Annotated in this window: 23 protein-coding genes and 1 pseudogene; 14 read left to right on the plus strand and 10 right to left on the minus strand. The window is 59.6% G+C overall.

Annotation, left to right across the window (positions count from 1 at the left end; all coding sequences use genetic code 11):
• The first annotated feature begins 32 nt into the window (after window positions 1-32).
• The gene (locus ACJ8HH_RS11025) at window positions 33-1,418 is read left to right on the plus strand and encodes a CoA transferase (protein WP_049197239.1); all 1,386 of its coding nucleotides are present in this window, start codon (window positions 33-35) and stop codon (window positions 1,416-1,418) included.
• On the opposite strand, the gene ACJ8HH_RS11030 is transcribed toward ACJ8HH_RS11025, so the two are convergent.
• The gene (locus ACJ8HH_RS11030) at window positions 1,415-2,290 is read right to left on the minus strand and encodes a LysR substrate-binding domain-containing protein (RefSeq protein WP_049197241.1); all 876 of its coding nucleotides are present in this window, start codon (window positions 2,288-2,290) and stop codon (window positions 1,415-1,417) included. The two genes, ACJ8HH_RS11025 and ACJ8HH_RS11030, sit on opposite strands and share 4 nt — an antisense overlap.
• Before the next feature lie 101 nt (window positions 2,291-2,391).
• On the opposite strand from ACJ8HH_RS11030, the gene ACJ8HH_RS11035 reads away from it, so the two are divergent.
• On the plus strand, window positions 2,392-3,807 hold the full coding sequence (locus tag ACJ8HH_RS11035) for a pyridoxal phosphate-dependent decarboxylase family protein (RefSeq protein ID WP_049197244.1): 1,416 nt from the start codon (window positions 2,392-2,394) through the stop codon (window positions 3,805-3,807).
• A 13-nt stretch (window positions 3,808-3,820) separates the two neighbouring features.
• On the opposite strand, the gene ACJ8HH_RS11040 is transcribed toward ACJ8HH_RS11035, so the two are convergent.
• Window positions 3,821-4,462, minus strand: a complete 642-nt coding sequence (locus ACJ8HH_RS11040) for a GNAT family N-acetyltransferase (RefSeq protein WP_080353517.1) — start codon at window positions 4,460-4,462, stop codon at window positions 3,821-3,823.
• Between the two features lie 796 nt (window positions 4,463-5,258).
• Here ACJ8HH_RS11040 and rcsA point away from each other — a divergent pair.
• Window positions 5,259-5,888 carry a transcriptional regulator RcsA gene (gene rcsA, locus ACJ8HH_RS11045; protein ID WP_033635078.1) on the plus strand — a complete coding sequence of 210 codons (630 nt, stop codon included), beginning with the start codon at window positions 5,259-5,261 and terminating at the stop codon, window positions 5,886-5,888.
• A 218-nt stretch (window positions 5,889-6,106) separates the two neighbouring features.
• On the opposite strand, the gene dsrB is transcribed toward rcsA, so the two are convergent.
• Both dsrB and cspE read right to left on the minus strand, forming a co-directional pair.
• Window positions 6,107-6,307 (minus strand): protein DsrB, encoded by a 201-nt coding sequence (gene dsrB / locus ACJ8HH_RS11050; RefSeq protein ID WP_033635079.1) that lies wholly within the window; start codon window positions 6,305-6,307, stop codon window positions 6,107-6,109.
• A gap of 318 nt (window positions 6,308-6,625) precedes the next feature.
• The gene (gene cspE, locus ACJ8HH_RS11055) at window positions 6,626-6,838 is read right to left on the minus strand and encodes a transcription antiterminator/RNA stability regulator CspE (protein ID WP_004935122.1); all 213 of its coding nucleotides are present in this window, start codon (window positions 6,836-6,838) and stop codon (window positions 6,626-6,628) included.
• Between the two features lie 376 nt (window positions 6,839-7,214).
• On the opposite strand from cspE, the gene ACJ8HH_RS11060 reads away from it, so the two are divergent.
• The 3 genes and pseudogenes from ACJ8HH_RS11060 to ACJ8HH_RS11070 all read left to right on the plus strand — a co-directional run bounded on the left by ACJ8HH_RS11060 (window position 7,215) and on the right by ACJ8HH_RS11070 (window position 9,463).
• Window positions 7,215-7,589 carry a hypothetical protein gene (locus ACJ8HH_RS11060; protein WP_039565400.1) on the plus strand — a complete coding sequence of 125 codons (375 nt, stop codon included), beginning with the start codon at window positions 7,215-7,217 and terminating at the stop codon, window positions 7,587-7,589.
• Window positions 7,590-8,100: 511 nt separating this feature from the next.
• Complete coding sequence (locus ACJ8HH_RS11065) at window positions 8,101-8,310, plus strand: hypothetical protein (protein WP_033647847.1); 210 nt, start codon at window positions 8,101-8,103, stop codon at window positions 8,308-8,310.
• A gap of 153 nt (window positions 8,311-8,463) precedes the next feature.
• Window positions 8,464-9,463 (plus strand): annotated as a pseudogene (locus ACJ8HH_RS11070) (NAD(P)H-quinone oxidoreductase).
• A gap of 44 nt (window positions 9,464-9,507) precedes the next feature.
• On the opposite strand, the gene ACJ8HH_RS11075 reads toward ACJ8HH_RS11070, so the two are convergent.
• Window positions 9,508-10,560, minus strand: coding sequence for an SDR family oxidoreductase (locus ACJ8HH_RS11075; RefSeq protein WP_033647850.1), 1,053 nt, complete (start codon window positions 10,558-10,560; stop codon window positions 9,508-9,510).
• A 110-nt stretch (window positions 10,561-10,670) separates the two neighbouring features.
• On the opposite strand from ACJ8HH_RS11075, the gene ACJ8HH_RS11080 reads away from it, so the two are divergent.
• Window positions 10,671-11,603, plus strand: a complete 933-nt coding sequence (locus ACJ8HH_RS11080) for a LysR substrate-binding domain-containing protein (protein WP_197766242.1) — start codon at window positions 10,671-10,673, stop codon at window positions 11,601-11,603.
• A gap of 3 nt (window positions 11,604-11,606) precedes the next feature.
• On the opposite strand, the gene ACJ8HH_RS11085 is transcribed toward ACJ8HH_RS11080, so the two are convergent.
• From ACJ8HH_RS11085 to ACJ8HH_RS11095, 3 genes are all read right to left on the minus strand, one after another.
• Window positions 11,607-11,996, minus strand: a complete 390-nt coding sequence (locus tag ACJ8HH_RS11085) for a YidB family protein (protein ID WP_033635085.1) — start codon at window positions 11,994-11,996, stop codon at window positions 11,607-11,609.
• Window positions 11,997-12,091: 95 nt separating this feature from the next.
• Window positions 12,092-12,340: a GlsB/YeaQ/YmgE family stress response membrane protein gene (locus tag ACJ8HH_RS11090; protein WP_033635086.1), complete on the minus strand. Its 249-nt coding sequence runs from the start codon at window positions 12,338-12,340 to the stop codon at window positions 12,092-12,094.
• A gap of 14 nt (window positions 12,341-12,354) precedes the next feature.
• Window positions 12,355-12,552: a DUF883 family protein gene (locus tag ACJ8HH_RS11095; protein WP_033635087.1), complete on the minus strand. Its 198-nt coding sequence runs from the start codon at window positions 12,550-12,552 to the stop codon at window positions 12,355-12,357.
• Between the two features lie 627 nt (window positions 12,553-13,179).
• Here ACJ8HH_RS11095 and ACJ8HH_RS11100 point away from each other — a divergent pair.
• Both ACJ8HH_RS11100 and yjdN read left to right on the plus strand, forming a co-directional pair.
• Entirely contained in the window at window positions 13,180-14,100 is a 921-nt protein-coding gene (locus ACJ8HH_RS11100; protein ID WP_041035716.1) for a Kdo(2)-lipid IV(A) acyltransferase, read from the plus strand.
• A gap of 178 nt (window positions 14,101-14,278) precedes the next feature.
• A complete protein-coding gene (yjdN, locus tag ACJ8HH_RS11105; protein ID WP_033635089.1) occupies window positions 14,279-14,698 on the plus strand; it encodes a VOC family metalloprotein YjdN in 420 nt (139 codons plus the stop codon).
• 15 nt (window positions 14,699-14,713) lie between these two features.
• Here the strand turns inward: yjdN and ACJ8HH_RS11110 are convergent, their stop codons facing one another.
• Complete coding sequence (locus tag ACJ8HH_RS11110; protein WP_033635090.1) at window positions 14,714-14,908, minus strand: hypothetical protein; 195 nt, start codon at window positions 14,906-14,908, stop codon at window positions 14,714-14,716.
• Window positions 14,909-15,068: 160 nt separating this feature from the next.
• Between ACJ8HH_RS11110 and ACJ8HH_RS11115 the strand changes: the two genes are divergently transcribed.
• Both ACJ8HH_RS11115 and ACJ8HH_RS11120 read left to right on the plus strand, forming a co-directional pair.
• Window positions 15,069-16,622 carry a diguanylate cyclase gene (locus tag ACJ8HH_RS11115; protein WP_197766243.1) on the plus strand — a complete coding sequence of 518 codons (1,554 nt, stop codon included), beginning with the start codon at window positions 15,069-15,071 and terminating at the stop codon, window positions 16,620-16,622.
• Window positions 16,623-17,105: 483 nt separating this feature from the next.
• Window positions 17,106-17,999, plus strand: a complete 894-nt coding sequence (locus ACJ8HH_RS11120; protein ID WP_047571501.1) for a Kdo hydroxylase family protein — start codon at window positions 17,106-17,108, stop codon at window positions 17,997-17,999.
• A 41-nt stretch (window positions 18,000-18,040) separates the two neighbouring features.
• Here the strand turns inward: ACJ8HH_RS11120 and paaZ are convergent, their stop codons facing one another.
• Entirely contained in the window at window positions 18,041-20,107 is a 2,067-nt protein-coding gene (paaZ, locus tag ACJ8HH_RS11125; protein ID WP_033647855.1) for a phenylacetic acid degradation bifunctional protein PaaZ, read from the minus strand.
• A 317-nt stretch (window positions 20,108-20,424) separates the two neighbouring features.
• Here paaZ and paaA point away from each other — a divergent pair, with 317 nt between their 5' ends.
• The 3 genes from paaA to paaC are packed head-to-tail and all read left to right on the plus strand — an operon-like array spanning window position 20,425 to window position 22,439.
• Entirely contained in the window at window positions 20,425-21,363 is a 939-nt protein-coding gene (gene paaA, locus ACJ8HH_RS11130) for a 1,2-phenylacetyl-CoA epoxidase subunit PaaA (protein ID WP_033647856.1), read from the plus strand.
• A 21-nt stretch (window positions 21,364-21,384) separates the two neighbouring features.
• Complete coding sequence (gene paaB / locus ACJ8HH_RS11135; protein ID WP_004935173.1) at window positions 21,385-21,672, plus strand: 1,2-phenylacetyl-CoA epoxidase subunit PaaB; 288 nt, start codon at window positions 21,385-21,387, stop codon at window positions 21,670-21,672.
• A gap of 8 nt (window positions 21,673-21,680) precedes the next feature.
• Window positions 21,681-22,439 carry a 1,2-phenylacetyl-CoA epoxidase subunit PaaC gene (paaC, locus tag ACJ8HH_RS11140; RefSeq protein ID WP_033647857.1) on the plus strand — a complete coding sequence of 253 codons (759 nt, stop codon included), beginning with the start codon at window positions 21,681-21,683 and terminating at the stop codon, window positions 22,437-22,439.
• The last annotated feature ends 9 nt before the right edge of the window (window positions 22,440-22,448 follow it).

Raw genomic sequence — 22,448 nt, forward strand, 5'->3', positions numbered from 1 at the left:
CTATATTTCCGACGACCCGCAAGGAGTGGCTGATGACGCCTCTGATCCACACTCTGCTCGACGAGATTTGGCAAAGCCTGGGGCAACGCCCCGCGCCCTGCGACCGGTTAACCATAAGCGGTACCGGCGCATTGCCTTCGGCTTTTCCCGTGACCGAATTGGCGACCGCCGCCTGGAGCGCCGCCGGTTTGGCCTGCGCCGAGTTGCTTCGCCGCGAGGCAGCCGATGCGCCGCAGGTCTGGATCGATCAACGCCTGGCCTCGCTCTGGTTCGGCTGGACGCTGCGTCCGCTGGGTTGGACGCTGCCTGCCGCCTGGGACGCCCTGGCCGGCGACTACGCGACGGCGGACGGCTGGATACGCCTGCACACCAATGCACCCCACCATCGGCGGGCGGTGGAACAGGTGCTGGGCCCGGCATCGGACAAAGGCGCGCTGGCGGAACGCGTGCTGGGCTGGAAAAAAAACGAGCTGGAGGAAGCGGTGATCGAGGCCGGCGGCTGCGCGGCCCAAATGCGCTCGGCGGCCGCGTGGCGACAACATATTCAGGGCAAGAGCGTGGCGCTCGAACCGCTGATCCACGCCTCGCTGCAGCCGGAAGCACCGCCGCCGGGCTGGACGTTGCCCGTCGCCCGGCCGCTGCACGGCGTGCGGGTGCTGGATCTGACGCGCATTCTCGCCGGGCCGATCGCCACCCGTTTTCTCGCCGGTTTGGGCGCCGACGTGCTGCGCATCGATCCCTACGGTTGGGATGAGCCCGGCGTCGAGCACGAGGTAATGCTGGGCAAACGCAGCGCGCGCCTCAACCTGACCAATGCGCACGATCGCCACACGTTTGAACATCTGCTGAGGAACGCCGACGTGATCGTGCACGGCTACCGTGCCGGTGCGCTGGAGAAGTTGGGCTATGGCGCGGAGGAAAGGCGCGCGCTGGCGCCGGGCCTGATAGACGTCTGCCTGAATGCCTACGGCTGGAGCGGACCGTGGCGCACCCGGCGCGGTTTCGACAGCCTGGTGCAGATGAGCTGCGGGCTGGCGGAGGCGGGCATGGTTTGGCGCAGCGCCAGTTTGCCGGTACCGCTGCCGGTACAGGCGCTGGACCACGCCACCGGCTATTTGATGGCGGCGGCGGTGCTGACCGGTATGGGGCAGCGCCTGAGCCGCGGCACCGGCTACCACGCGCGGCTGTCGCTGGCGCGCACGGCGCAACTGCTGCTGGCGCATCCCTGTTCGGCAGATTATCGGCCGGAGCCGCTGGCGCCGGCCGGAACCGCCGACGAGAACCCGGAAACGGAACTGACTTACTGGGGCGCCGCGCAACGCCTGCGCGCCCCGTTAAGCCTGCAGGGTACGGCGCTGCAATGGGCGTTGCCGGCGACCACGCTCGGCACCTCACAGCCGGAGTGGCTACGCCGTTAAACCGCCGCCAACTGTTGCTGCAGCCACTGCAGCAAGCGTGTGACCGCCGGCGTCAGCCCGGCGGTCTGCGGCCACACCAGATAAACGTCGTCCTCGCTCAGGCGACAGGGCGCAGCCAGCGCCACCAGCCGCCCCGCGTCGATCGCATCCTGCACCAGCAGCTTTTTCGCCAGCGCGATGCCGAACCCCTGCTCCGCGGCGCGAATCAACAACCCGGCATCGTTGAACACCGCCTGTTGCCGCCCGCACCGCGAGCGCCCTTGCGCATTGAACCAGTCGCGCCACGGGCTGACGTCGTGCTCCAGCAAGGGAACGTCGCCGCCGTTCTCGAATGCCGTTCCCCACTGACGCGCCATATCCGGCGAGGCGACCGGCAGCACGTCGCCCGACGCGATGCGCTGCGCCTTCAGCCCCGCCCACTGGCCGCTGCCAATGCGGATCGCCGCATCGAACCCGCGCTGCGACAGATCCTGCAACGCCAGCGAGGCATCGATATCCAGCGCAATATCGGCGCAGGCTGCATGAAATGCCGGCAAACGCGGCAACAGCCAGTAATGGGCAAAAGACGGCAGCACGCTGATGCGCAGCGTCTGGCTCGCCGCCGAGCGCCGGGCGCGGGCGACGCCCTGCTGCAGCGCCTGCAGCGCCGGCTCTACCGCCGCCAGCAACTCTTTCCCGGCGGCATTCAGGCGCACACCGCGCCCGCGCCGTTCAAACAGCGGGTAGCCCACCGCCTGCTCCAGCAGCTGAATTTGCTGACTGACCGCGCCATGCGTCAAATGCACCAGCTGCGCCGTGGCGCGCAAATTCTCCAACCTGGCGGCGATAGCAAAGGTCGGCAAGACATGCAGCGGGAGACGTTCATTCATCATTGGTTAACCAGACTAGCCAAAAAGGCTATTTTTCATCGATTTTGGCCCGCAGGCAAATGTTCTATGTTTACCCCATCATCCCTGACGCTTTCGGAGCCGCCATGCACCCACGTTTACAACAGGATCTTGCACAGTTTCCGCAGATCCTCGACCACACCCGCCAGTTGGCGGAAGATTTTCTGGCCGGGCTGCAGCAACGCTCAGTCTGCCCACCGCTCGCGCAACAGCAGCTGCAACCCGGTGACGATCGGCTGGCGGAAAACGGCGAAGGCGCCCTGGCGGCGCTGGATGACTTTTGGCAACGTTATCAGGCGGGCATTTCCGCCAGCGCCGGCCCGCGTTATTTTGGCTTCGTCACCGGCGGGGGCACGCCGGCGGCGGTCGCGGCAGACTGGCTGGTTAGCGTGACAGACCAAAATAGCCAACTCAGCCATGATACGATCGCCGCGGCGATCGAGCTGGCCGCGGTGACGCAGTTGAAATCCCTGCTGGGCCTGCCGGAAGCGTTCAGCGGCAGCCTGGTCAGCGGCGCCACCATGGCCAATTTCGCCGGGCTGGCCATTGGCCGGCAGTGGCTGGGGCAACAGCACGGCGTGGATATCGCCCAACAGGGCCTGGCGGCGCTCGGCCCCGTCCGGGTGCTGGCGGCCAACCCGCATTCCAGCAGCGTGAAGGCGCTCAGCATGCTCGGCATCGGCCGCGACGCGCTGACGACCGTCGCCAGCCTGCCGGACTCAGAAGCCATGGATATGGCGGCGCTGGAGCGACAGCTCGCCGCCGGCGCAGGCCGTCCCACGCTGGTGCTGGCCAGCGCCGGCACGGTCAACACCGTCGCTTTCGACGATCTGCCGCGTCTGCTGGCACTGCGGGAGCGCTACCCGTTCTGGCTGCATGTCGATGCGGCATTCGGCGGCGTGGCGGCCTGCTCGCCGCTATACGCCCCAAGGCTCGAGGGCTGGCAGCATGCCGATTCCATCACCGTCGATGCGCATAAATGGCTGAACGTGCCTTATGACAGCGCGATCCAATTTACCCGCCACCTGGATCTGCAGATGCAGGTATTTCAGAACCATTCGGCTTACCTGGAAGCGCCGACGCCGCGGCCGGACAACTATCTGCACCTGACGCCGGAAAATTCGCGCCGCTTCCGCGCCCTGCCGCTTTGGCTGACGCTGAAAGCCTATGGCCGCAGCGGCATACGGGATATCGTCGAGCGCAATGTCCGATTGGCGCAGGCGCTGGGCGCGGCGTTAGCGGCCGACGACGGCTTCCATCTGCTGGCGCCGGTGAATTTGAACGTGGTGTGTTTCGCGCTCAGTCACCCGCAGGGCGACAGCGAAGCGGCGCGCGATCGCTTTCTCGATCGCCTTAACCGGCACGGCGTGGTGCGTTGCACCCCAACGAGCTATCACCATCAGCCGGGGATCCGCGCCGCGCTGGTCAACTGGATGACAGAGGAACAGGACATCAAACTGGCGCTGGACTCGCTGCGCCATTGCCTGGCGGAAGCGGCCTAATGCACGCGGCGCATTACTCGCGTCGGAAGGCCTGCAATTGCCGTGCTTGCCGCCCGTCATCGCCGATGTTATCCGGCGATAGCCAGGCGGCAAACGCCGCGCGCCGCGCCGGCCATTCCCCGTCGACGATCGACAGCCAGTCGGTGTCTCGCGTGCGTCCTTTGACGACGACGGCCTGGCGGAACGTGCCTTCATAGCGGAACCCCAGGCGCTCGGCGGCCTGGCGTGAAGGCAGATTGAGGCTATCGCACTTCCATTCGCAACGCCGGTAACCAAGATCGTCGAACAGGTGCCGCAGCATCAGGAAGATCGCCTCGCTGCCCAGCGCACTGCGCTTCATCAGCGGCGACCAGTTGATGGTGCCCAGTTCGGCCACGCCGTTGGCGGGATCGATGCGCAAAAAAGCGCAGGTTCCTACCGCACGCCCGTTCGCCCGATCGATCACCACCATCGTGTTTCTGTCTGCGCTGGACGCCTGCGCCTGGAGATAACGCTGGAAGTCTGCGCGCGACTGCGGGCGTTCCCAAAACAGATAGGTCCAGTCGCGATCGTCCTCGGCGGTTCGATAAGCCTGATAAAGCGCATCCCCCCAGCGCTCGAGGTTAAGCGGTTCCAGGCGGCAAAACCGCCCTTGCAGTGGCGTGTGGCCGGGCATGCCTGCCGGCTGCCAATGAGGGAGGGCTTCACCTATCGGCTGCCCATACTGATTCCGTCTCACCGCGGCATCCTGTTTTTTGAAAGGTGGAGAGGCAAGTTAAAACCAACGCGGGCCAGAGACAACTCCGACCTGCCATTCCTCCCCGGGGATCGGGCAGCAGGATGATAGTTTAGAAAAATCACTCAATCACCGTTAAACATTCACGAAAACTATTTCATGTGAAATAAATATCCAGATAACTCATTGTAAAACGGTGATTTATAGCAACAATTAAGCTACACATTCCAGCCAGAATGTTAACTTCTGTTTGTTGTTATGATAAAAAAAGGCGTGCTTATCATTTGCGCGAAAAGCAAAAAATACCGCAAGGTAATGATTTTTATATGTAAAAAACCAAAGCATTCAGGGCGAGTGTTTTTTCACCGCTCAAGAAACACACTGAAAGACCTCAAAAAAACGACACATGAATTTTTTTTAAGACTTTTCCTAGCAAACTAAAATTTTGTTTCGTGACATGATGAACAGATTCACGGCAAGCAATGCAGACAGGCTCGGGCGCCAAGCGCAAATCAGGCTCAACATGCCGAAGCTGGACGAACAGCAGATCGCTCTGACTTAAGCCAAACTTATAGATTCATGCAATTAATAAGTTTAGTATGAAAATATCATTGAGTGACGTCGTGTTTATTGATAGAACACTCGCTACACTGAATTATTGCTCCATTTTGCCTTTCGGCTTTTTAGGCTTTTTCTCATATTACCGCAGTAAAACGGATTTAAGTGGGGGTGCGATATGCCAACGATCATCATGGATTCATGTAGCTATACCAGATTGGGATTAACCGACTATCTGACTTCGCATGGCGTGAAGAAACGCCATATTAATGCCATCGAGGACATTGACAGCCTGCACGAAAAATGCAGCAAGTTGAATCCCAGCCTGGTGTTTATTAACGAGGACTGCTTCATCCACGAAGCGAACGCCACCGAGCGAATAAAACGGGTGATTTCACTGCACCCGGATACGTTATTCTTCATCTTCATGGCCATTACCAACGTACATTTCGACGATTATTTATATGTTCGCAAGAACGTCATCATATCGTCAAAATCCATCAAACCAGAGACTATGAATCAGCTACTTAGTCACTATCTCGAGAGAACGTCCCTACGGGCGGAGAAATCCTCTCTGGATCAAACGCCGGTAACGCTGAGCCAGACCGAATCGAACATGTTACGCATGTGGATGTCCGGTCAAGGCACCATCCAGATATCAGACCAGATGCAAATAAAGGCCAAAACGGTCTCTTCCCACAAAGGAAACATCAAGCGGAAAATAAAGACGCACAACAAGCAGATCATTTACCACGTTGTTCGTTTGACCGATACCTTGACCAGTGGAATATTTGTCAATAGCCGTTAAACCACAGAGAACGCCCCCACTCTGTTTTGCCAGCCGTTAAATACCTGGTGATAATGTCATCTGGATATCAGATGCTGGCGCCCTTAAAAGAATACCTGCTGCGTTATCCCCCGCTAGCGCAACGGGTATTTTTTTGTCATCGATAAAAAGAATCTTACCGCTATGAAATAATCTCAAACCGGACAATTTCATTAGCAAATTAATGAGATTAGCCGACGTTACTGCCCATGCTCGCGACAGGGCTCCACAAACGTGCCGTCACGGCTGTCGATTTCATTAAAAAACCATACGCCCGCCGGGTAGTCGTCAAGAGAAACCAGATACATGGTGCCTTCGTTGAACACCTCTACGGCCAAAATGATGCCTTCACGCCGCGGGCCGCCGTCTGTTTTTACCGTCACTCGATCGTTAACCTGCATACCATTCCCCATTATTTGCGATTGCCGTCAGTGTATTACAAAACCGAGGGCGATGGACACCGCCCTAGCCCTGCCGGCCTCTGCTATCAGCGTAGCAGCCGCCTGGATTTTCACTTTCTTAACGGTTTGGCCGCAGAATCTTAAGCCGGTCTCGCGTAGCCTGTCTTCAGGCGTTTCCCCCCCAGAGAAGCGCTCGCAAATGAAGAAGTAACAAGGAACTTTTGCCCGCAGACTTGCGGGCTTTTTTTCGCACCGCCGAATTTCAGACACAAAAAAACCCGCCGCAGCGGGTTTTTTTCAATCAGCGCCAGGCGCCAATTAGATAGCGGTAACGTTAGCCGCAGATGGACCTTTCGCACCGTTCTCGATAGAGAACTGTACGTTCTGGCCTTCAGCCAGGGTCTTGAAGCCTTGATCCTGGATAGCAGAGAAGTGTACGAATACGTCTTTGCTGCCGTCTGCTGGGGTGATGAAACCAAAACCTTTAGCTTCGTTGAACCACTTCACTTGACCTTTGATCATGTTAGACATGTCTAATTCCTTCAATAATAAATGTAAGCCGCCATGGGCGAGGTAGCCGGTCATCAGTTACTTATGGAGGCACTGGAAAGGAAATTCGTCAGAGAAGGGCTATCCGGGATAACGCTTTAAATTTGAACTACTTTACTCAAAATGTCGTGCATAAATAGGTCTGTACCACAGGCCGACATCATTAACTCATGAGCGAGCGGCAATAGCAACCTTTTTCGCCGCGATGGGGCGCTAATCTCGGCTAAACGCACAGGATTTGACCCCGTCTGCCGATGGAATCGCCGCCTGGCTCGCCCGTAACGCCCAAGGCAAATGATAGTAATTCTCGTTCTGCTGTTTTATAGTTGCCTGACGAAATCATTCAGGGAGAGTCACCATGCCGAGATGGCTTACATTGCCGGCCGCCAGTGCCATTCTGCTGGCCTTTGCCGCTTGCAGCGCCCCGTTGGGCGCGCTGGAGCTGAATTATCATCCGCCTGAACCCAGCATCACCCCCGCCCCCAAAACTGCGCCGGAGCCGGGGCCGGCCCCCAAAGCGGAAAAACCGCCGATTGCCTGGGCAGAGGCGAGAGATAAAAGCGGTTTTCGCGTCGATATCGAGTGCGATCATCCAGGCTGCAGCAAACCACGCGCCAAACCTTATCCCGCGTATGAAGGCCCGGTGAAGAAAACCGATCGCCGCCGCCAGTCCGATCCTTATTCCACCAATCAGGATCCCGATTACAACATTCAGTTGGGCTATGAGTGGTAGCGGCGCTTTCGGAGTAATACCTATATCAGCCGCCTTTGCCGCTGCATAGAATAGCGTCAGTTCACCACTCCTCCTGGTGTTGAACACAACAAGCTGTGTTGCAAATCTTTATGCGCCTCCCTATAGGCGCTTTTTTTTTTGCCTCGCCCTCACAGCGTCTTCCCGATTACAGATTGCTCTCATTGCCCCGCAGAGTGATCAATGTCACAAATACGCCTCCTTGCCATTCTTATTCGGAGGTAACGTTCATGGCCACAGGATCCCTTGCCCTCCTGGCCGTCTTGGCCGGCATTGCGGGCTTCGCCCTCTATAAACATTTAAAATCTCAGAAAAAAAGCACACTCATCCGCCCGTACGATCGGTAACCGACAACGCGCTTTCACCGCGAAGGCCCGGCACAACGCACGCCGCGCCTTCGCGGGCTGTCATGCTTTCATCACAAAATTGTCACACTATGGCCATATGATTATTCGCGTTTATCCGCTCTGGCTTAACACCAAGGATTTCGCCCATGACCATAATTAAAGCTGCAAACCATCAGGAAGCAGAAAAACTCATCCGCGCCGGCACCGCCAAGAAAATCGAACTGGCCTACGATATCGGCAGCGACGACTTCTTCCAGCTTGCCAGCCTGTGGTGCGATAAAGGCGCCAAGATCTCCAAAGGAAAAGACCACTTCATCGTCTCTTTGAAAGGGTTCCGCATCCCCCCTAACGATTGATGCCCTGCCGCCCATCGCGGCGGCTTCGCCCCTTCCTCGCAAAACCGCTCTATTCGACCACGCGCGCCTCATTCGATTTCGCTAAGCTAACAGCAGACTTTATTGCGGACGTTTCGCCCGATAGCCACGTCCGCCACGATGAGGAGAGTGACCATGTCAACAAATGCAGCGCTGCCCGGCACGATGAAAGCGATTGAAATCAGCCAGCCGGGCGCCCCCGAGGTTCTGGTCGTCGCTGAACGCCCGGTGCCGGTTCCGCAAGCGGGCCAACTTCTGGTGAAAATCGCCGCCGCCGGCGTTAACCGCCCCGACGTGCTGCAGCGCCAGGGGAACTATGCGCCGCCGCCCGGCGCCTCGGATATCCCCGGCCTGGAAATTGCTGGCGAAGTGGTGGCCACCGGGGAAGGCGTGACCCGCTTCGCGCCCGGCGATCGGGTTTGCGCCCTCATCGCCGGCGGCCGAATACTGCACCGTGCATGAAAGCAATGCGCTGCCCGTTCCGGCGGGCCTGAGCCTGACCGAGGCCGCCGCGCTGCCGGAAACCTTCTTTACCGTCTGGGTCAACGTGTTCCAGCGCGGCCACCTCAAGGCCGGCGAGACCGTGTTGATCCATGGCGGCACCTCCGGCATCGGCACGGTCGCCACCATGCTGGCGAAGGCCTTCTGCGCTCAGGTGATCACCACCGTCGGCTCCGAAGAGAAACGACAGGCCAGCCTGGCGCTGGGCGCCGACGTGGCGATTAATTACCGCAGCGAAGACTTTGTCGCACGCACCAAAGACGCCACCAACGGTAAAGGCGCCGACGTTATCGTCGACCTGATCGCCGGCGATTATGTAGCCAAAAACTATCAGGCCGCGGCGATGGAAGGCCGCATCGTGCAAATCGGCACTCAAAACGGCGTGGTGAAAGAGCTCAATCTGATGCCGCTGCTGTTGAAACGCCTGACCCATACCGGTTCGACGCTGCGTTCGCGCAGCGTGGCGGACAAAGCGCAGATCGCCGCCGAGCTGCGCGAGAAGGTTTGGCCGCTGCTGGAGCGCGGCGTGCTGAAGCCGCAAATTTTTAAAACCTTCCCGCTTGAGCAGGCCGCCGCCGCGCATGCGCTGATGGAGTCCAGCGAGCACATCGGCAAGATCATGCTGACGTTCTGACCCCATTCCCCGCGGCCGGTGCTGCGGGGAAACCGATGCCACGCTCAGGGGATGATGCCGCGACGGCGGAACTCATCGAACAGCGAGAAAAACATGGCTTCGGTTTCGACAAACTGATGGAAACCGAAGCGCCGCGCCTTGCTGCCGTCCGCGAACATGTCATAGTCCCAGGAAAAGACGAAATCGGCGAAGCGCCAGCCGGCCACCGCGCGATAGTCCGGTTCGGCCAATTGGTGCCGCTGCACCAGCTCGCGCCACAGCGGCGCTTTGTCCGCCATCATGCTCTCCAGCGGCATCGGCAGCGGCGGCGCACATTCCAGCCCAAAGTAAGCGGCGATTTTCGGCCACATCTCGCTCCAGCGAAACAGATCGCCGTTGTTGATATTAAACGCCTGATTGGCCGCCGCCGGCTCGGTCGCCGCCCACAGCGTGGCGCGCGCCAACAACCCGGCATCGGTCATTTCCAGCAGGCTGTGGTAAGCGCCCGGTTTACCGGGGAAGCGCAGCGGCAACCCGAGCGCTTTGCTGATCGACGCGTAAACCGCGATGCTTAACGCCAGATTCATCGGATTGCCGAGGGAGAAGCCCCCCACCACGCTCGGGCGAATGGCGCTCCAGCGCCAGCGCTTGCCGACCTGCCGCTGCGCCAGATACTGTTGCTGCGCCACGTTAAACTCCGGCGGCATATGCCCGGCGTCGCTTTCGCGCGCCGGCGTTTTAAACGGCCCCAAATGCGCGCCATACACCTTATAGCCCTGCATCAGACTGATGTGCTCCAACGCCGGTGCGGCCGGCTCCAGCCCCTCGACAACGTGTTGCAACATCTGCAGGTTCGGCGCCACCAGCCCCGCCCAGTCCGGCGCATCCTGATAGGCGGCATAGAAAACGTGGCTAATCGCGCTCAGCGGCCGCAGCGCGTCGCGCGTCGCCGCCGCATCCAGCAGATCAACCTGCAGGTGGCGCACCCCCGGCGCCGGTAGCCCACCCCGGCGCGAGACGCCCACCACTTGCCAGCCCTGGCCGGTCAGCTCCTCAATCAATCGGCGCCCAATCACGCCATTGGCGCCGATCACCAATGCCTGTCGCTTTGCATTCATCTTGCCACTCCTCGGGTTGTTGATGCCCTGAGTGTTATTGATTAGCGATGCTTGCGGTAGCGCCGAATTAGCACTAACACTTATAAGAAAAATCTATAGGCAAGATCGACATGGATAAACTGAACGCAATGAAAACCTTTATGCGGGTGGCGGAACTGGGCAGCCTGTCGGCCGCCGCTCGCGATCTGCGTTTGACGCAGCCGGCGGTCAGTCAGCAAATCGCCGGCCTGGAGCAGCAACTGGGGGCCCAACTGCTGTTTCGCAGCACCCGGGCGGTCACCCTGACCGATGCCGGCAGCGGTTATTATCAGCGCCTCAAACCGATTCTGGCGGCGGTCGACGAAGCGGAAGAGGCGTTGCACGGCCAGCGCCACCAGTTGCAGGGCAATCTGCGCATTCACGCCCCGACCGGGTTCGGGCAATTGCACGTCACACCGCTGGCCATCGCTTTCCAGCAGCGCCATCCGGACCTCGCCATCGAGCTGCTGCTGGACGATCGCCTCGCCGACGTGATCGGCGAAGGCATCGACGTGGCGCTGCGTTTCGGTGAACTGCATGCGCCCGGCATGGTGGCGAAACGTTTGGGCGAGCTGCAACGCCTGCTGGTGGCGTCACCGGCCTATCTGGCCAGGCATGGCACGCCGCGTTTCCCGGCGGAGTTGGCGAAACATGCGCACATTCGTTACAGCGGCCTGAACGACGGCGATACGCTCACCCTGTTCGGCCCGCACGGCCCCGAGACGGTTGCTCTGCGGCCCACGTTCCGCGCCAACAATACGCTATCCCTGCTGGCCGCCATTGAGGCTGGGGCCGGCATCGGCGGCGCTCAACGGCCTTTAATCGCCGAACAGCTGGCGACGGGGGCATTGGTGCCCGTTTTGCCGGAATACCGCTACCCGCCCATGGCGCTGCACGCGGTCTATCCCGCCTTGCGTTTTATTCCGGAGAAAGTGCGCGCCTGGGTGGTGCATCTGCAGCAGGCGTTGACGACGATCGAGGGGATCAGCGGAGTGAATGCCCCCGGCCAGACACCGGGAGCCTAATCATTATTTGAACAGTTTACCGACCATGTCGCCCAGCTCGTTGCTGTCTTGCTGCACTTCACCGTTTGGCGAGGCGGCATCGGTGACCGTTGGCAAGAACTGTGCAATGGTGCTGGACGCCTGAGCCGGATCGATACCCAGCTTTTCAGCCAGTTGGTTGATGGCGTCGCTACCCAACGCCTGCTGTACGTGATCGCCGGTAATCGGCTGATTTTCGCCATTGCCGAGCCAGGAACCGACGATATCGCCGAACTGCCCCTGACGGAATTTGTCCAAAATGGCCTGCAGGCCGCCTTGTTGCTCGACCCACTGCATAATGGCGATGTAGTCGATGCCTTTGCCGTTGGCGCCGCCGCCCAGAATGTTACCCAATACGCTATCGAACAGACCCATGATATTCCCCTTTCAGCGAGTGCGGACTGCGCCGCGCCGCCGGCTTGATTTCACGAAAAAGGGCCGCCGCGGCGACCCTGTTGAGCAATGGCTGCTTAGCCTTTGATCTTCCTGTAGACAAAAAGCACCACCAGGGCGCCGATTACTGCCACCACAAAGCTGCCCAGGTTAAAACCGTCAACGCGGCCCATACCGAAGAAGGTGCTGATATAGCCGCCGACTACGGCGCCCACGACCCCCAATATAACGGTCACAATAAAGCCGCCGCCGTCTTTGCCCGGCATAATCCACTTGGCCAAGATACCGGCGATTAAACCAAAAATGATCCAGGAAATGATGCCCATCTTTACTCTCCCTATTACCTTTTGCCTAACAGAAATCCTATTACCAGGCCCACGACGGCGCCGGCGCCTATCCCCGCCCAAGGGTTATCCTTGATGCAGGCACATGATTGCTCGAGCGCTGCCTTTACGCCGCTGCGCACTTCGCAGGCGGTGGTTTTCACGTAGTCGCTCGGTTGCTCAACACCGTTTAGATCGTCATTTTCATATGACATGTCAAATCCTTACAGACCAACCCTCTGAGAATCTCGTCACATGTTTCGCGCCAGGCGCCGTCCGCTCCGCGATCTTGCTCTGGGCAACCTGCCCGCTGCCGCTCAATGCAGAGGCGTACGGCGACAAACGCATAACTTCACACTATGACTATAGTAAAAAATCAGCGGTTTACCCATTTCCGTCCGTCTGAATTTCACCGTACAAAAAACGATCTGATTTCATCCTGCTGTCATCTCGCGAGGCTAAACTTTAAACAAATCCTCCTGGAGGAAACGCCGATGTTCAATGCCCCTTTTGTCCTGATTCTCGCGCTACTGTACGCACTGGCCGCCGTTTGGGACGGTTCCGCTGCGTTATTGTTTCATTAAGGTTACATAGCAGTTGTCACTTTTGCGATGCGCTTAATTGTGTCTTTATTTTTCAATTTCGCCAGTCGTTTGAAATAGCTTAAAATATCTGCCATTCCCTCGGTAAAAATCCTATCTCCCCCCGTTTTTCGCCTGCGCTTAACTAAAGCGTAAAAAAAGCATTAATGGAAAATCCTATTTAGCTCAGAATGTTCTACCATTCGCTCTATGAAAATTTGGGTTAAGGTCCCATTGGAAAAACAAGGAATCACAGGAAAAATGCTTTCTAACCAACGCTTTGAGCGCGAATTCTTGCGCCCTCGTTATTGGTTGCTGTGGATAGGGCTGGGAATACTCTATCTCTTGGTATTACTGCCCTACCCGCTGATTTATCGACTCGGACACGGCCTTGGCAGAATAGCCATGCGCCTGATGAAACGCCGGGTAAAAATAGCGCGCCGCAATTTAGAGCTCTGCTTCCCCGCAATGCCCACCGCCGAGCGCGAGGCGCTGATCGTCAAAAATTTTGAGTCCGTCGGTATGGGCCTGTTCGAAGTCGGCATGGCCTGGTTCTGGCCCGACTGGCGCATCGCCCGCTGGTTCAAGGTGAGCGGCATGGAAAACATGCGGCTGGCGCGTCAGGGCGGCAAAGGCGTTCTGCTGATCGGTCTGCATTTTCTGACACTGGAACTGGGCGCGCGCATTTTCGGCATGCAAAACCCCGGCATCGGCGTGCATCGCCCGCACAACAACAGGCTGATGGAGTGGGTACAAACCCGCGGCCGGCTGCGCTCGAATAAATTCATGCTCGATCGTAAAGATATCAAAGGCATGATCCGCAACCTGAAACAGGGCGAAATCCTGTGGTACGCGCCGGATCACGATTATGGGCCGCAAAGCAGCGTGTTCGCGCCGCTCTTCGCCGTGGAAAATGCCGCCACGACCACCGGAACCTTTATCCTGGCGCGCATGGGGCGGCCGTCGATCGTGCCTTTCGTGCCGCGCCGCCTGCCAGATGCTCAGGGCTATGAGTTGATCGTGCAGCCGCCGTTGACGGACTTCCCGCTGGATGATGAAACGCGCGCGGCGGCCAAGATGAACCGCGTGGTGGAAGAACAGGTGCTGCTGGCCCCCGATCAGTACATGTGGCTGCACCGCCGCTTTAAAACCCGCCCAGCCGGCGAGCCGTCGCTGTATTGACCGCCCTTGCGCCTTCGCCCGTCATGCCGGCGGCGAAGGCGCACTCACCTCGCACAAGCATTCTGCGCCAGGGGAACTACACTAATAAGTCACCGACGGCAATTATTGCCGCCAGCAACCATTTCTTCCTGCCCGAGGGCCGGTAGTTGCCTGTCGAGCCACAACCGAGGTCAATGTCATGCTGGTACAACCCTATCTGTTTTTCAGCGGTAACTGTGAGCAAGCGATTAACTTCTACGAACAGCAGTTGAATGCCAAAATTGAAATGGTCATGCGCTATAAAGACATGCCCGAAGAAGCCCGGCAAGACGGGCCGCAGGACGTCAATCCGGAGGCGATCATGCATGCGCGCCTGCTGATCGGCGACGGCGTACTGATGGCCTCCGACGGCTGCCCGCAAGATGACGGCGGCGGCGCTTCTCATAAAGGCTTCTCGCTGTCGCTGAACCCCAGCGATGCGGAACAAGGACGCAAACTGTTCGACAATCTGGCGCAGGGCGGCCAGGTGACGATGCCTTACCAAGCCACCTTCTGGGCCAAAGGCTTTGGCATGCTGACCGACAAATTCGGCGTCAACTGGATGATCAACGTCGAATAACCCGTCATGGCGCCGCTAGCCATAGCGGTGCCAGTCATACGCCGCCTTGGCGAACAGCACGAACAGCAGCGCCAACAGCGCCAATCCCAACCGCCAATAGGGCGACCGGCGCCGCCGCCAGGCGAAGTACATCATCACCGCCAGCGTCCCCAGCGTAAGGGGGTAATACACCGCCAGCGTCAGTAAAGTGATAATGATGTAATCCGACATGGCTTTTTCACTCCGCTGTGTTCACCCCGCCGCTGATACGGGGTGCAAACGCCCTTTCTCGCTATCGCCACGTTAGGGGCTAGAGGTCTGGCGCATTTATGCATAAAATATAAGATTGCTCTTAACTCAAATTGAATAGTAATCAAACAACAAGGGTGACATGACTCAGCAGCAACCCATACAGGATGCCGTGCCGGCGCGCAGCGTTAAAAGCTCCCCATTATTATTTCAGGCCGGCGTGTTTGTCATCATCGTTGCCGCCACGCTGATCCTCTTTAACAGCTGGCAAATCTGGAACGCGCATCAGCGCGATCTGCGCAGCGCCGAGCATGAGTCCGCCAACCTCGCCCGCTCGCTGGCGCAGCATGCCGACGATACTTTCATGCAGGTGGACGGCAACCTGCTCGATCTGACCGAACGTCTCCAAACCGACGGGTTGGGCCCATCGCAGCTGACGCGGCTGCAGCGCGTCATGCAGACGCAGGTCGGCAACCTGCCGCAGCTGCACGGGCTGTTTCTCTACGATGCGCGCGGCCGCTGGCTGGCGACCTCCTCGGGCAAATTCATCAAGAACGCCAACAACGCCGATCGCGATTACTTCAAATACCATCAAAACCGCGACGGCGGCGGCCTGTACATCGGCAAGGTGATCCGCAGCCGCACCACCGGCGATCTGATCATTCCCGTTTCGCGGCGTTTCAACAACCCGGACGGCAGCTTTGGCGGCGTGGTGCTGGCGACGCTGTACGTCGATTATTTCCGCCAGTTTTACGACAGCTTCGCCCTCAACACTGACGCCTCACTGAACCTGCTGCTGGCGGACGGCACTATCCTTTACCGCCGCCCTTACTCGGCGGCGTCGATCGGTAAAAACATCGCCAAGGGCGTGCTGTTCAGCGAAATTTTGCCGCATTCGGAATTCGGCAACGCCACCATCACCTCGCTGTACGACAAAGTGGAGCGCATCTACGGCTATTCGCGGGTCAACCGCTTTCCGCTGGTGATCGCCGCCGGGTTGTCGAAACGCGACGCGCTGGCGGACTGGCGCACCGACGCCGGTCTGTTCGCCGCCGGTGGCCTCTCGCTGCTGATGATCCTGTTGGCGATGGGCATGGTGCTACTGCGGCAAATCAAGCACAGCATGCAAACCGAAGCCGAGCTGATGCGCACCCGCGATCAGTTGACCAGCATCAACCAGATGCTCGAAGAGCTGGCGCTGCTGGACGGCCTGACCGGGCTGGCCAACCGCCGCCAGTTTGATATCGCGCTGAAGAACGAGCTGGCGCGGGCTTCGCGCAACTACCGCAGCGTGGCGCTGCTGATGCTGGATATCGACTATTTCAAACAGTACAACGACAGCTACGGCCACGTCGCCGGCGACCAGTGCCTGCAGCAAATCGGCCAAACGCTGAAGGGGCTGGCGTGCCGCAGCAACGACGTCCTGGCGCGCTACGGCGGCGAAGAGATGGGGATTATCCTGCCGGATACCGACGTGCAGGGCGCGCTGATTTTCGCCGAACGCGTCATCCAGGCGGTGCGCGATCTGAAAATTCCGCATCAGGGCAACCCGCACGGCATCGTCACCATCAGCATCGGCATCTGCGCCAAAGTGCCGCATATGTACAACGATACGCCGATCAGCTTTATCAATGAGGCGGACAGCGCGCTGTATCAGGCCAAGAAAAAAGGCAAAAACTGCATTTACGGCGCTTAATCACTCATCGGGGCACCAAAATTTGGCGGCCCGATTTATTCACCCGGCAAAAATGAAATAGTTTCCCTCCGCAACATTATTTCACCGACTCGCCCCGCTCTCTGAATGAAATAACGTCAATAAATAAGCAGGATATTTATTTCTAATATAATTCAATAAGATAAAAAATACGCCGTTCAACAACCCATTCGTGCCATTTTTGATTATTCGTGCCTATACCTCGCCTCGTTTATACCCCGTTTACTTTTCATTGGCATTGCCGGTGATACCCTTAACAGGATTATTCTATCTATCAGGAAGCCATCGCACGCTTCGGCGCATTGCGCCCTGCTGATACAGCCATAATAGAACCTACAAATTTCACGTTGCCATTGGGCGGCCTACTGACGCCGCTCCAGCCAGCCACTGCGCAAGCCAGTGCAGCCAATCACGCGGCAACCTGAGAGGCAGGAATAAAGCGATATAGATTTGCAAGGAGATCTCATGCCTACTGGCGATATTATGCACGAACAGGCCGTCCTGACGCTGTCGTTGCGACAATGGGCGGCAGCGGAAGCATCCAGCGCGGTCAGCGAACTGGAACAGGGCAAGGTGCTGTTTCTGCCCGAACTGGCCTTCACCCTGTCTGAACAGGAAATGCCGCTGCTGGATCCGACATTGGTCGACCCGAAGCGCAAAAACATCAGCTACCAACCGCTGTCCGGCAAGCTGAGCGGCGTCGCCGTCGCGGAACGCCGGCAGCAGGTTCAGCAATTGCTGGAACGCTATTACCAATCCTGCCGCCAGTTGATCGCCGGGCTGTTGCCCGAATATCAGGAGGCGCTGCACCACCCGACCGGCAGCCTGCGTTTACATCCGGTTTCCGCCTGGCGGGCGGCCAGTTCCTGGCGCAAAGACGACAGCCGGCTGCACGTTGACGCCTTCCCGTCGCGCCCGAACTACGGCGAACGCATTCTGCGCATTTTCACCAACATCAACCCGCACGGCGAGCATCGCCAATGGCGGGTCGGCGAGCCGTTCCCTGAGCTGGCGGCACGCTTTATGCCGCGTCTCGCTCGCTACTCCGCCTTCGGCAGTTGGCTGCAGCACCAGGTGCGCATCACCAAAACCCGCCGCAGCCATTATGACCACCTGATGCTGCAGTTGCATGACGCCATGAAGGCCGACGGCGATTATCAGCAACGGGGGCCGCAGCTGGCGCTGACGTTCCCGCCGGGCAGCAGCTGGATTTGCTTCTCTGATCAAACGCCGCATGCCGCGATGGGCGGCCAGTTTATGCTGGAACAGACCTTCCTGCTGCCGGTGAATAAGATGCAGGATCCGCAGCGTTCACCGCTGAAAGTGCTTGAACAGCTGCGCGCTCAGCCGCTGATCTGAATGATTTGCCGCCGCCGGGGGCCGGCGGCGGCAAACGCGCATCACGCTTCGAAGTCCCCCTGTTGGCGCGCCACCAGCGTCAGAATGCTGTACAGCGCCACCGGCTGCTGTTGCTGATTCAATACCTGCACATCCCACACCACCACGCCGTGCGGGCGATCTTCGGCGGTTTTCTGCGGCTTGCGGATTTTCTTTTTGCAGGTCAACCGCACCTGAATGGTATCGCCGATCTTCACCGGCTCGATAAAGCGCAGATTTTCCATGCCGTAGTTGGCGATCACCGGCCCGACAGCGGCGTCAACAAACAGCCCGGCCGCGGCGGACACCACAAAGTAACCGTGCGCCACCCGCTCGCCGAACAGCGAGTCGGCGGCGCCGATCTTGTCCATGTGCGCGTAAAAATGGTCGCCGCTCAGGCAGGCGAAGTTGACGATATCCGCTTCGGTCACGGTGCGGCGCGCGGTCAACAGGCTATCGCCCAGCTGCAGCTGCTCGAAGTATTTCCGGAACGGATGCACCGGATGCTCGGCGACCGGCGCGCCGCGCACCCATTCGCCGCCGATGGCCGCCAGCATCGCCGGGCTGCCCTGGATCGCCGTGCGCTGCATATAGTGTTTCACCGCGCGCAGCCCGCCCAGCTCTTCCCCGCCGCCGGCGCGCCCCGGGCCGCCGTGCACCAGCATCGGCAGCGGCGAACCGTGGCCGGTGGACTCCGCCGCCGCCTGCTCATCCAAAATCAACATGCGGCCGTGGGCGCAGGCCGCCGCGCGAATGAAGCGCGTGGCCAATGCCGGATCGGCGGTCACCAGCGAGCCCGCCAGGCTGCCCTGCCCCAGCAACGCCAACGCGATCGCCTGTTCGGTATCCGCATACGGCATCAGCGTCGCCACCGGGCCGAAGGCCTCGGTGCCGTGCACCGCCTGATGGGTGAACGGATCGGCGCAATACAGCAGGGTCGGCGGATAAAACGCCCCGCCGCGCGCGCCGTCGCCCAGCACCTCCAGCTTATCCAGCGCCGCGCCACAGAGCGGTTCGCAGCCGTTGCGCAGCAGGAACTCCACCTTGCTTTGCACATCATCACGCTGCTCATGGCTGACCAACGCCCCCATGCGCACCTGCTCCAGCTGCGGGTCGCCCACCGTCACCCCCGCCAGGCGCTGCAGCAAGGCCTGACGCACCGCCGCCACCTGCGCCGCCGGCACGATGATGCGGCGGATCGCGGTGCATTTCTGCCCCGCCTTGGCGGTCATTTCACGGCACACTTCTTTGATGAACAGCGCAAACTCCGGCATTTCCGGCGTCACGTCTTCTGCCAGCACGCAGCAGTTGAGCGAATCCGCCTCCATGGTGAACGCGATCGATTTCTCCAGCAGGCGCGGGTGTGCCCGCAGCCGCTGCCCGGTCTGCGCCGAACCGGTGAAAGTCACCGCATCCTGGTAATCCAGGTGCGCAAACATGTCGCCGACGCCGCCGCAAACCAGCTGCAGCGCCCCTTCCGGCACCAGGCCGCTATCGACGATCAGCCTGACCATCGCCTGCGTCAGCTGCGCGGTGGCGGTTGCCGGCTTGATGATGGCCGGCATGCCCGCCAGCCAGGTCGGCGCCAGTTTCTCCAGCATGCCCCAGCACGGGAAGTTGAAGGCGTTGATGTGCAGCGCCACGCCGGGGCGTGAAGTGAGCACGTGGCGGGCGGCGAACTGCGCCTGTTTCGACAATGGGATCAGCTCGTCTTCCGGCCACAGGGTATCGTCCGGCAGATCGCGGCCGGCCATGCCGGCATAGGCGAACAGCGTGGCGATGCCGCCCTCGATATCGACCCAGCCGTCGCTGCGCGTCGCCCCGGTTTGATAGGAAATCTGATACAGCGCCTCTTTATGCGCCAGCAGGTGTTTGGCTACCGCTTTCAGCATCTGGGCGCGCTGCTGGAACGTCATGTGCGCCAGCGCCGGGCCGCCGCGGCTGCGGGCATAGTCCAGGCTCGCCGCCAACGGCAGGCCGTCGGAGCAGACCTGGTACAGCGCTTCGCCGGTCACCGCGTGGCGGATTTCGCGCGCCTCTCCCTGCCCGTACACCCAGGCGCCAGAAAGATAACTGTGTAACTGCTGCATGTGCCCTCCGAAATTCATAAATTTTCACCATACAGCTTAATTACGTATCATATAAACGCCAGTCAAGGCCAAATCAAATTTTAACAAAAAGAGAACAAAAGGCGTTTTCAGACCGCTTAACCTGCCATAAACAAGGAATTAATCACTTTATTAATCAAACAAAATCAAATAAATAACAAAACCCATTGTGAGTAACCTCGCAAAACCACATTAATTACGTTTGATCTTTTTGTTATCAGTTTGTAGCCTTATGGTTAGTTAAAGTGATTCACATTTTTATGTTTAATGTGAAAAATACGAATCACCAAGAGGCAAGCATGACAACTGACGCACAGTATCAGCAGCATTTCGACGACAAGATCGCGGCGGATATCGCCATTGAGGCCAAAGACTGGATGCCGGACGCCTACCGTCAGAACCTGATTCGGCAGATTGGCCAACACGCCCACTCCGAAGTCATCGGCATGCTGCCGGAAGCCAACTGGCTGACGCGCGCCCCCACGCTGCGCCGCAAGGCGGTGCTGCTGGCCAAAGTGCAAGATGAGGCCGGCCACGGTCTGTACCTCTACAGCGCCGCCGAAACCCTCGGCTGTTCGCGCCAGGACATCTACCAAAAGATGCTCGACGGCAAGATGAAGTACTCCTCTATCTTCAATTACCCCACGCTCAACTGGGCGGATATCGGCGTGATCGGCTGGCTGGTCGACGGCGCCGCCATCGTCAACCAGGTGGCGCTGTGCCGCGCGTCCTACGGCCCCTATGCGCGGGCGATGGTGAAAATCTGCAAAGAGGAAAGCTTCCATCAGCGCCAGGGCTACGAGGCGGTAATGGCAATGGCCAACGGCAGCGACACGCAGCGCGCCATGCTGCAGGACGCCATCGATCGCTTCTGGTGGCCGGTGCTGATGATGTTCGGCCCGAGCGACGCCGACTCCCCCCACAGCGCCCAGAGCATGGCGTGGAAAATCAAACGCCACAGCAACGATGAGCTGCGGCAGAAATTCGTCGACAACACCGTGCCGCAGCTTGAGGCGCTGGGCATGACGGCGCCGGACCCGAGCCTTACCTGGGATGAGGCCGCCGGCCACTATCGCTTCGGCGAAATCGACTGGAGCGAGCTGCATGAGGTGATCAAAGGGCGCGGCCAATGCAACCACGAACGCCTGCAGGCCAAACGCCGCGCCTGGGAAGACGGTGCCTGGGTACGCGACGGCGCCATGGCTCACGCCGCGAAAAACGCCGCCTCCGCCGCATAGCCAACATAAGGAACCGAGATCATGAGCCACGTTGAATGGCCGCTGTATGAAGTGTTTATCCGCAGCAAACAAGGGCTGGCGCATCGCCACGTCGGCAGCCTGCACGCCGCCGACGACCAAATGGCGTTGGAAAACGCCCGCGACGCCTATACGCGCCGCAACGAAGGCTGCTCGATCTGGGTGGTGCAGTCGCGCCACCTGATCGCCTCGCAGCCGGAAGATCGCGGCGCGTTCTTCGATCCGTCCGAAGACAAGATCTACCGTCATCCGACGTTTTACACCATTCCCGACGGCATCAAGAACATGTAGAGGCGACCATGACGGTTAACGATCCGCGCATCAGCTATTTGCTCCGCCAGGGCGACACGCCTCTGATCCTCGCCCAGCGCCTGTGCGCCTGGTGCGGCCACGCGCCCGAGCTGGAAATCGATCTGGCGTTGGCCAACATCGGGCTCGATCTACTCGGCCAGGCGCGCAACTTTCTGAGCTACGCCGCGGAACTGGCCGGCCCGCCCTGCAGCGAAGACAGCCTGGCCTTCGGGCGCGACGAGCGCCAGTTTCATAACCTGTTGTTGGCGGAGCAGCCGAACGGCGGTTTCAACGACACGCTGGTGCGTCAGTTCCTGCTCGATGCCTACCACGTACAGCTGCACCAGGCGCTGAGCCGCAGCCGCGATGCGCAGATCGCCGCCATCGCCGCCAAGTCGTTGAAGGAGGCCGATTATCACCTGCGCTTCAGCCACGGCTGGATGATCCGCCTGGGCGACGGCAACGACGTCAGCCACCGCAAGATCCAGCAATCGCTGGATAACCTGTGGCGCTTCACCGCCGAGCTGTTCCACGCCGACGCGCTGGAGCTGGAACTGGCGGAACAAGGCATCGCCGTCGATCCCCGCGAACTGCAGGCCCCCTGGCAGGCGCAGGTGGAAGAAACGCTGCGCCAGGCGACGCTGGCGCTGCCTGCCGAGCAGGCGTTCCGACACGGCGGCAAGCAAGGCCGGCACAGCGAACACCTCGGCCCGCTGCTGGCGGAAATGCAGTTCCTGCAGCGCGCTTACCCAAACGGGCAATGGTAGGAGGCCACG

Origin of the sequence: Serratia sp. CY32780 (assembly GCF_052169135.1) — a bacterium.
GTDB classification, from domain to species: Bacteria; Pseudomonadota; Gammaproteobacteria; order Enterobacterales; family Enterobacteriaceae; genus Serratia; species Serratia sarumanii.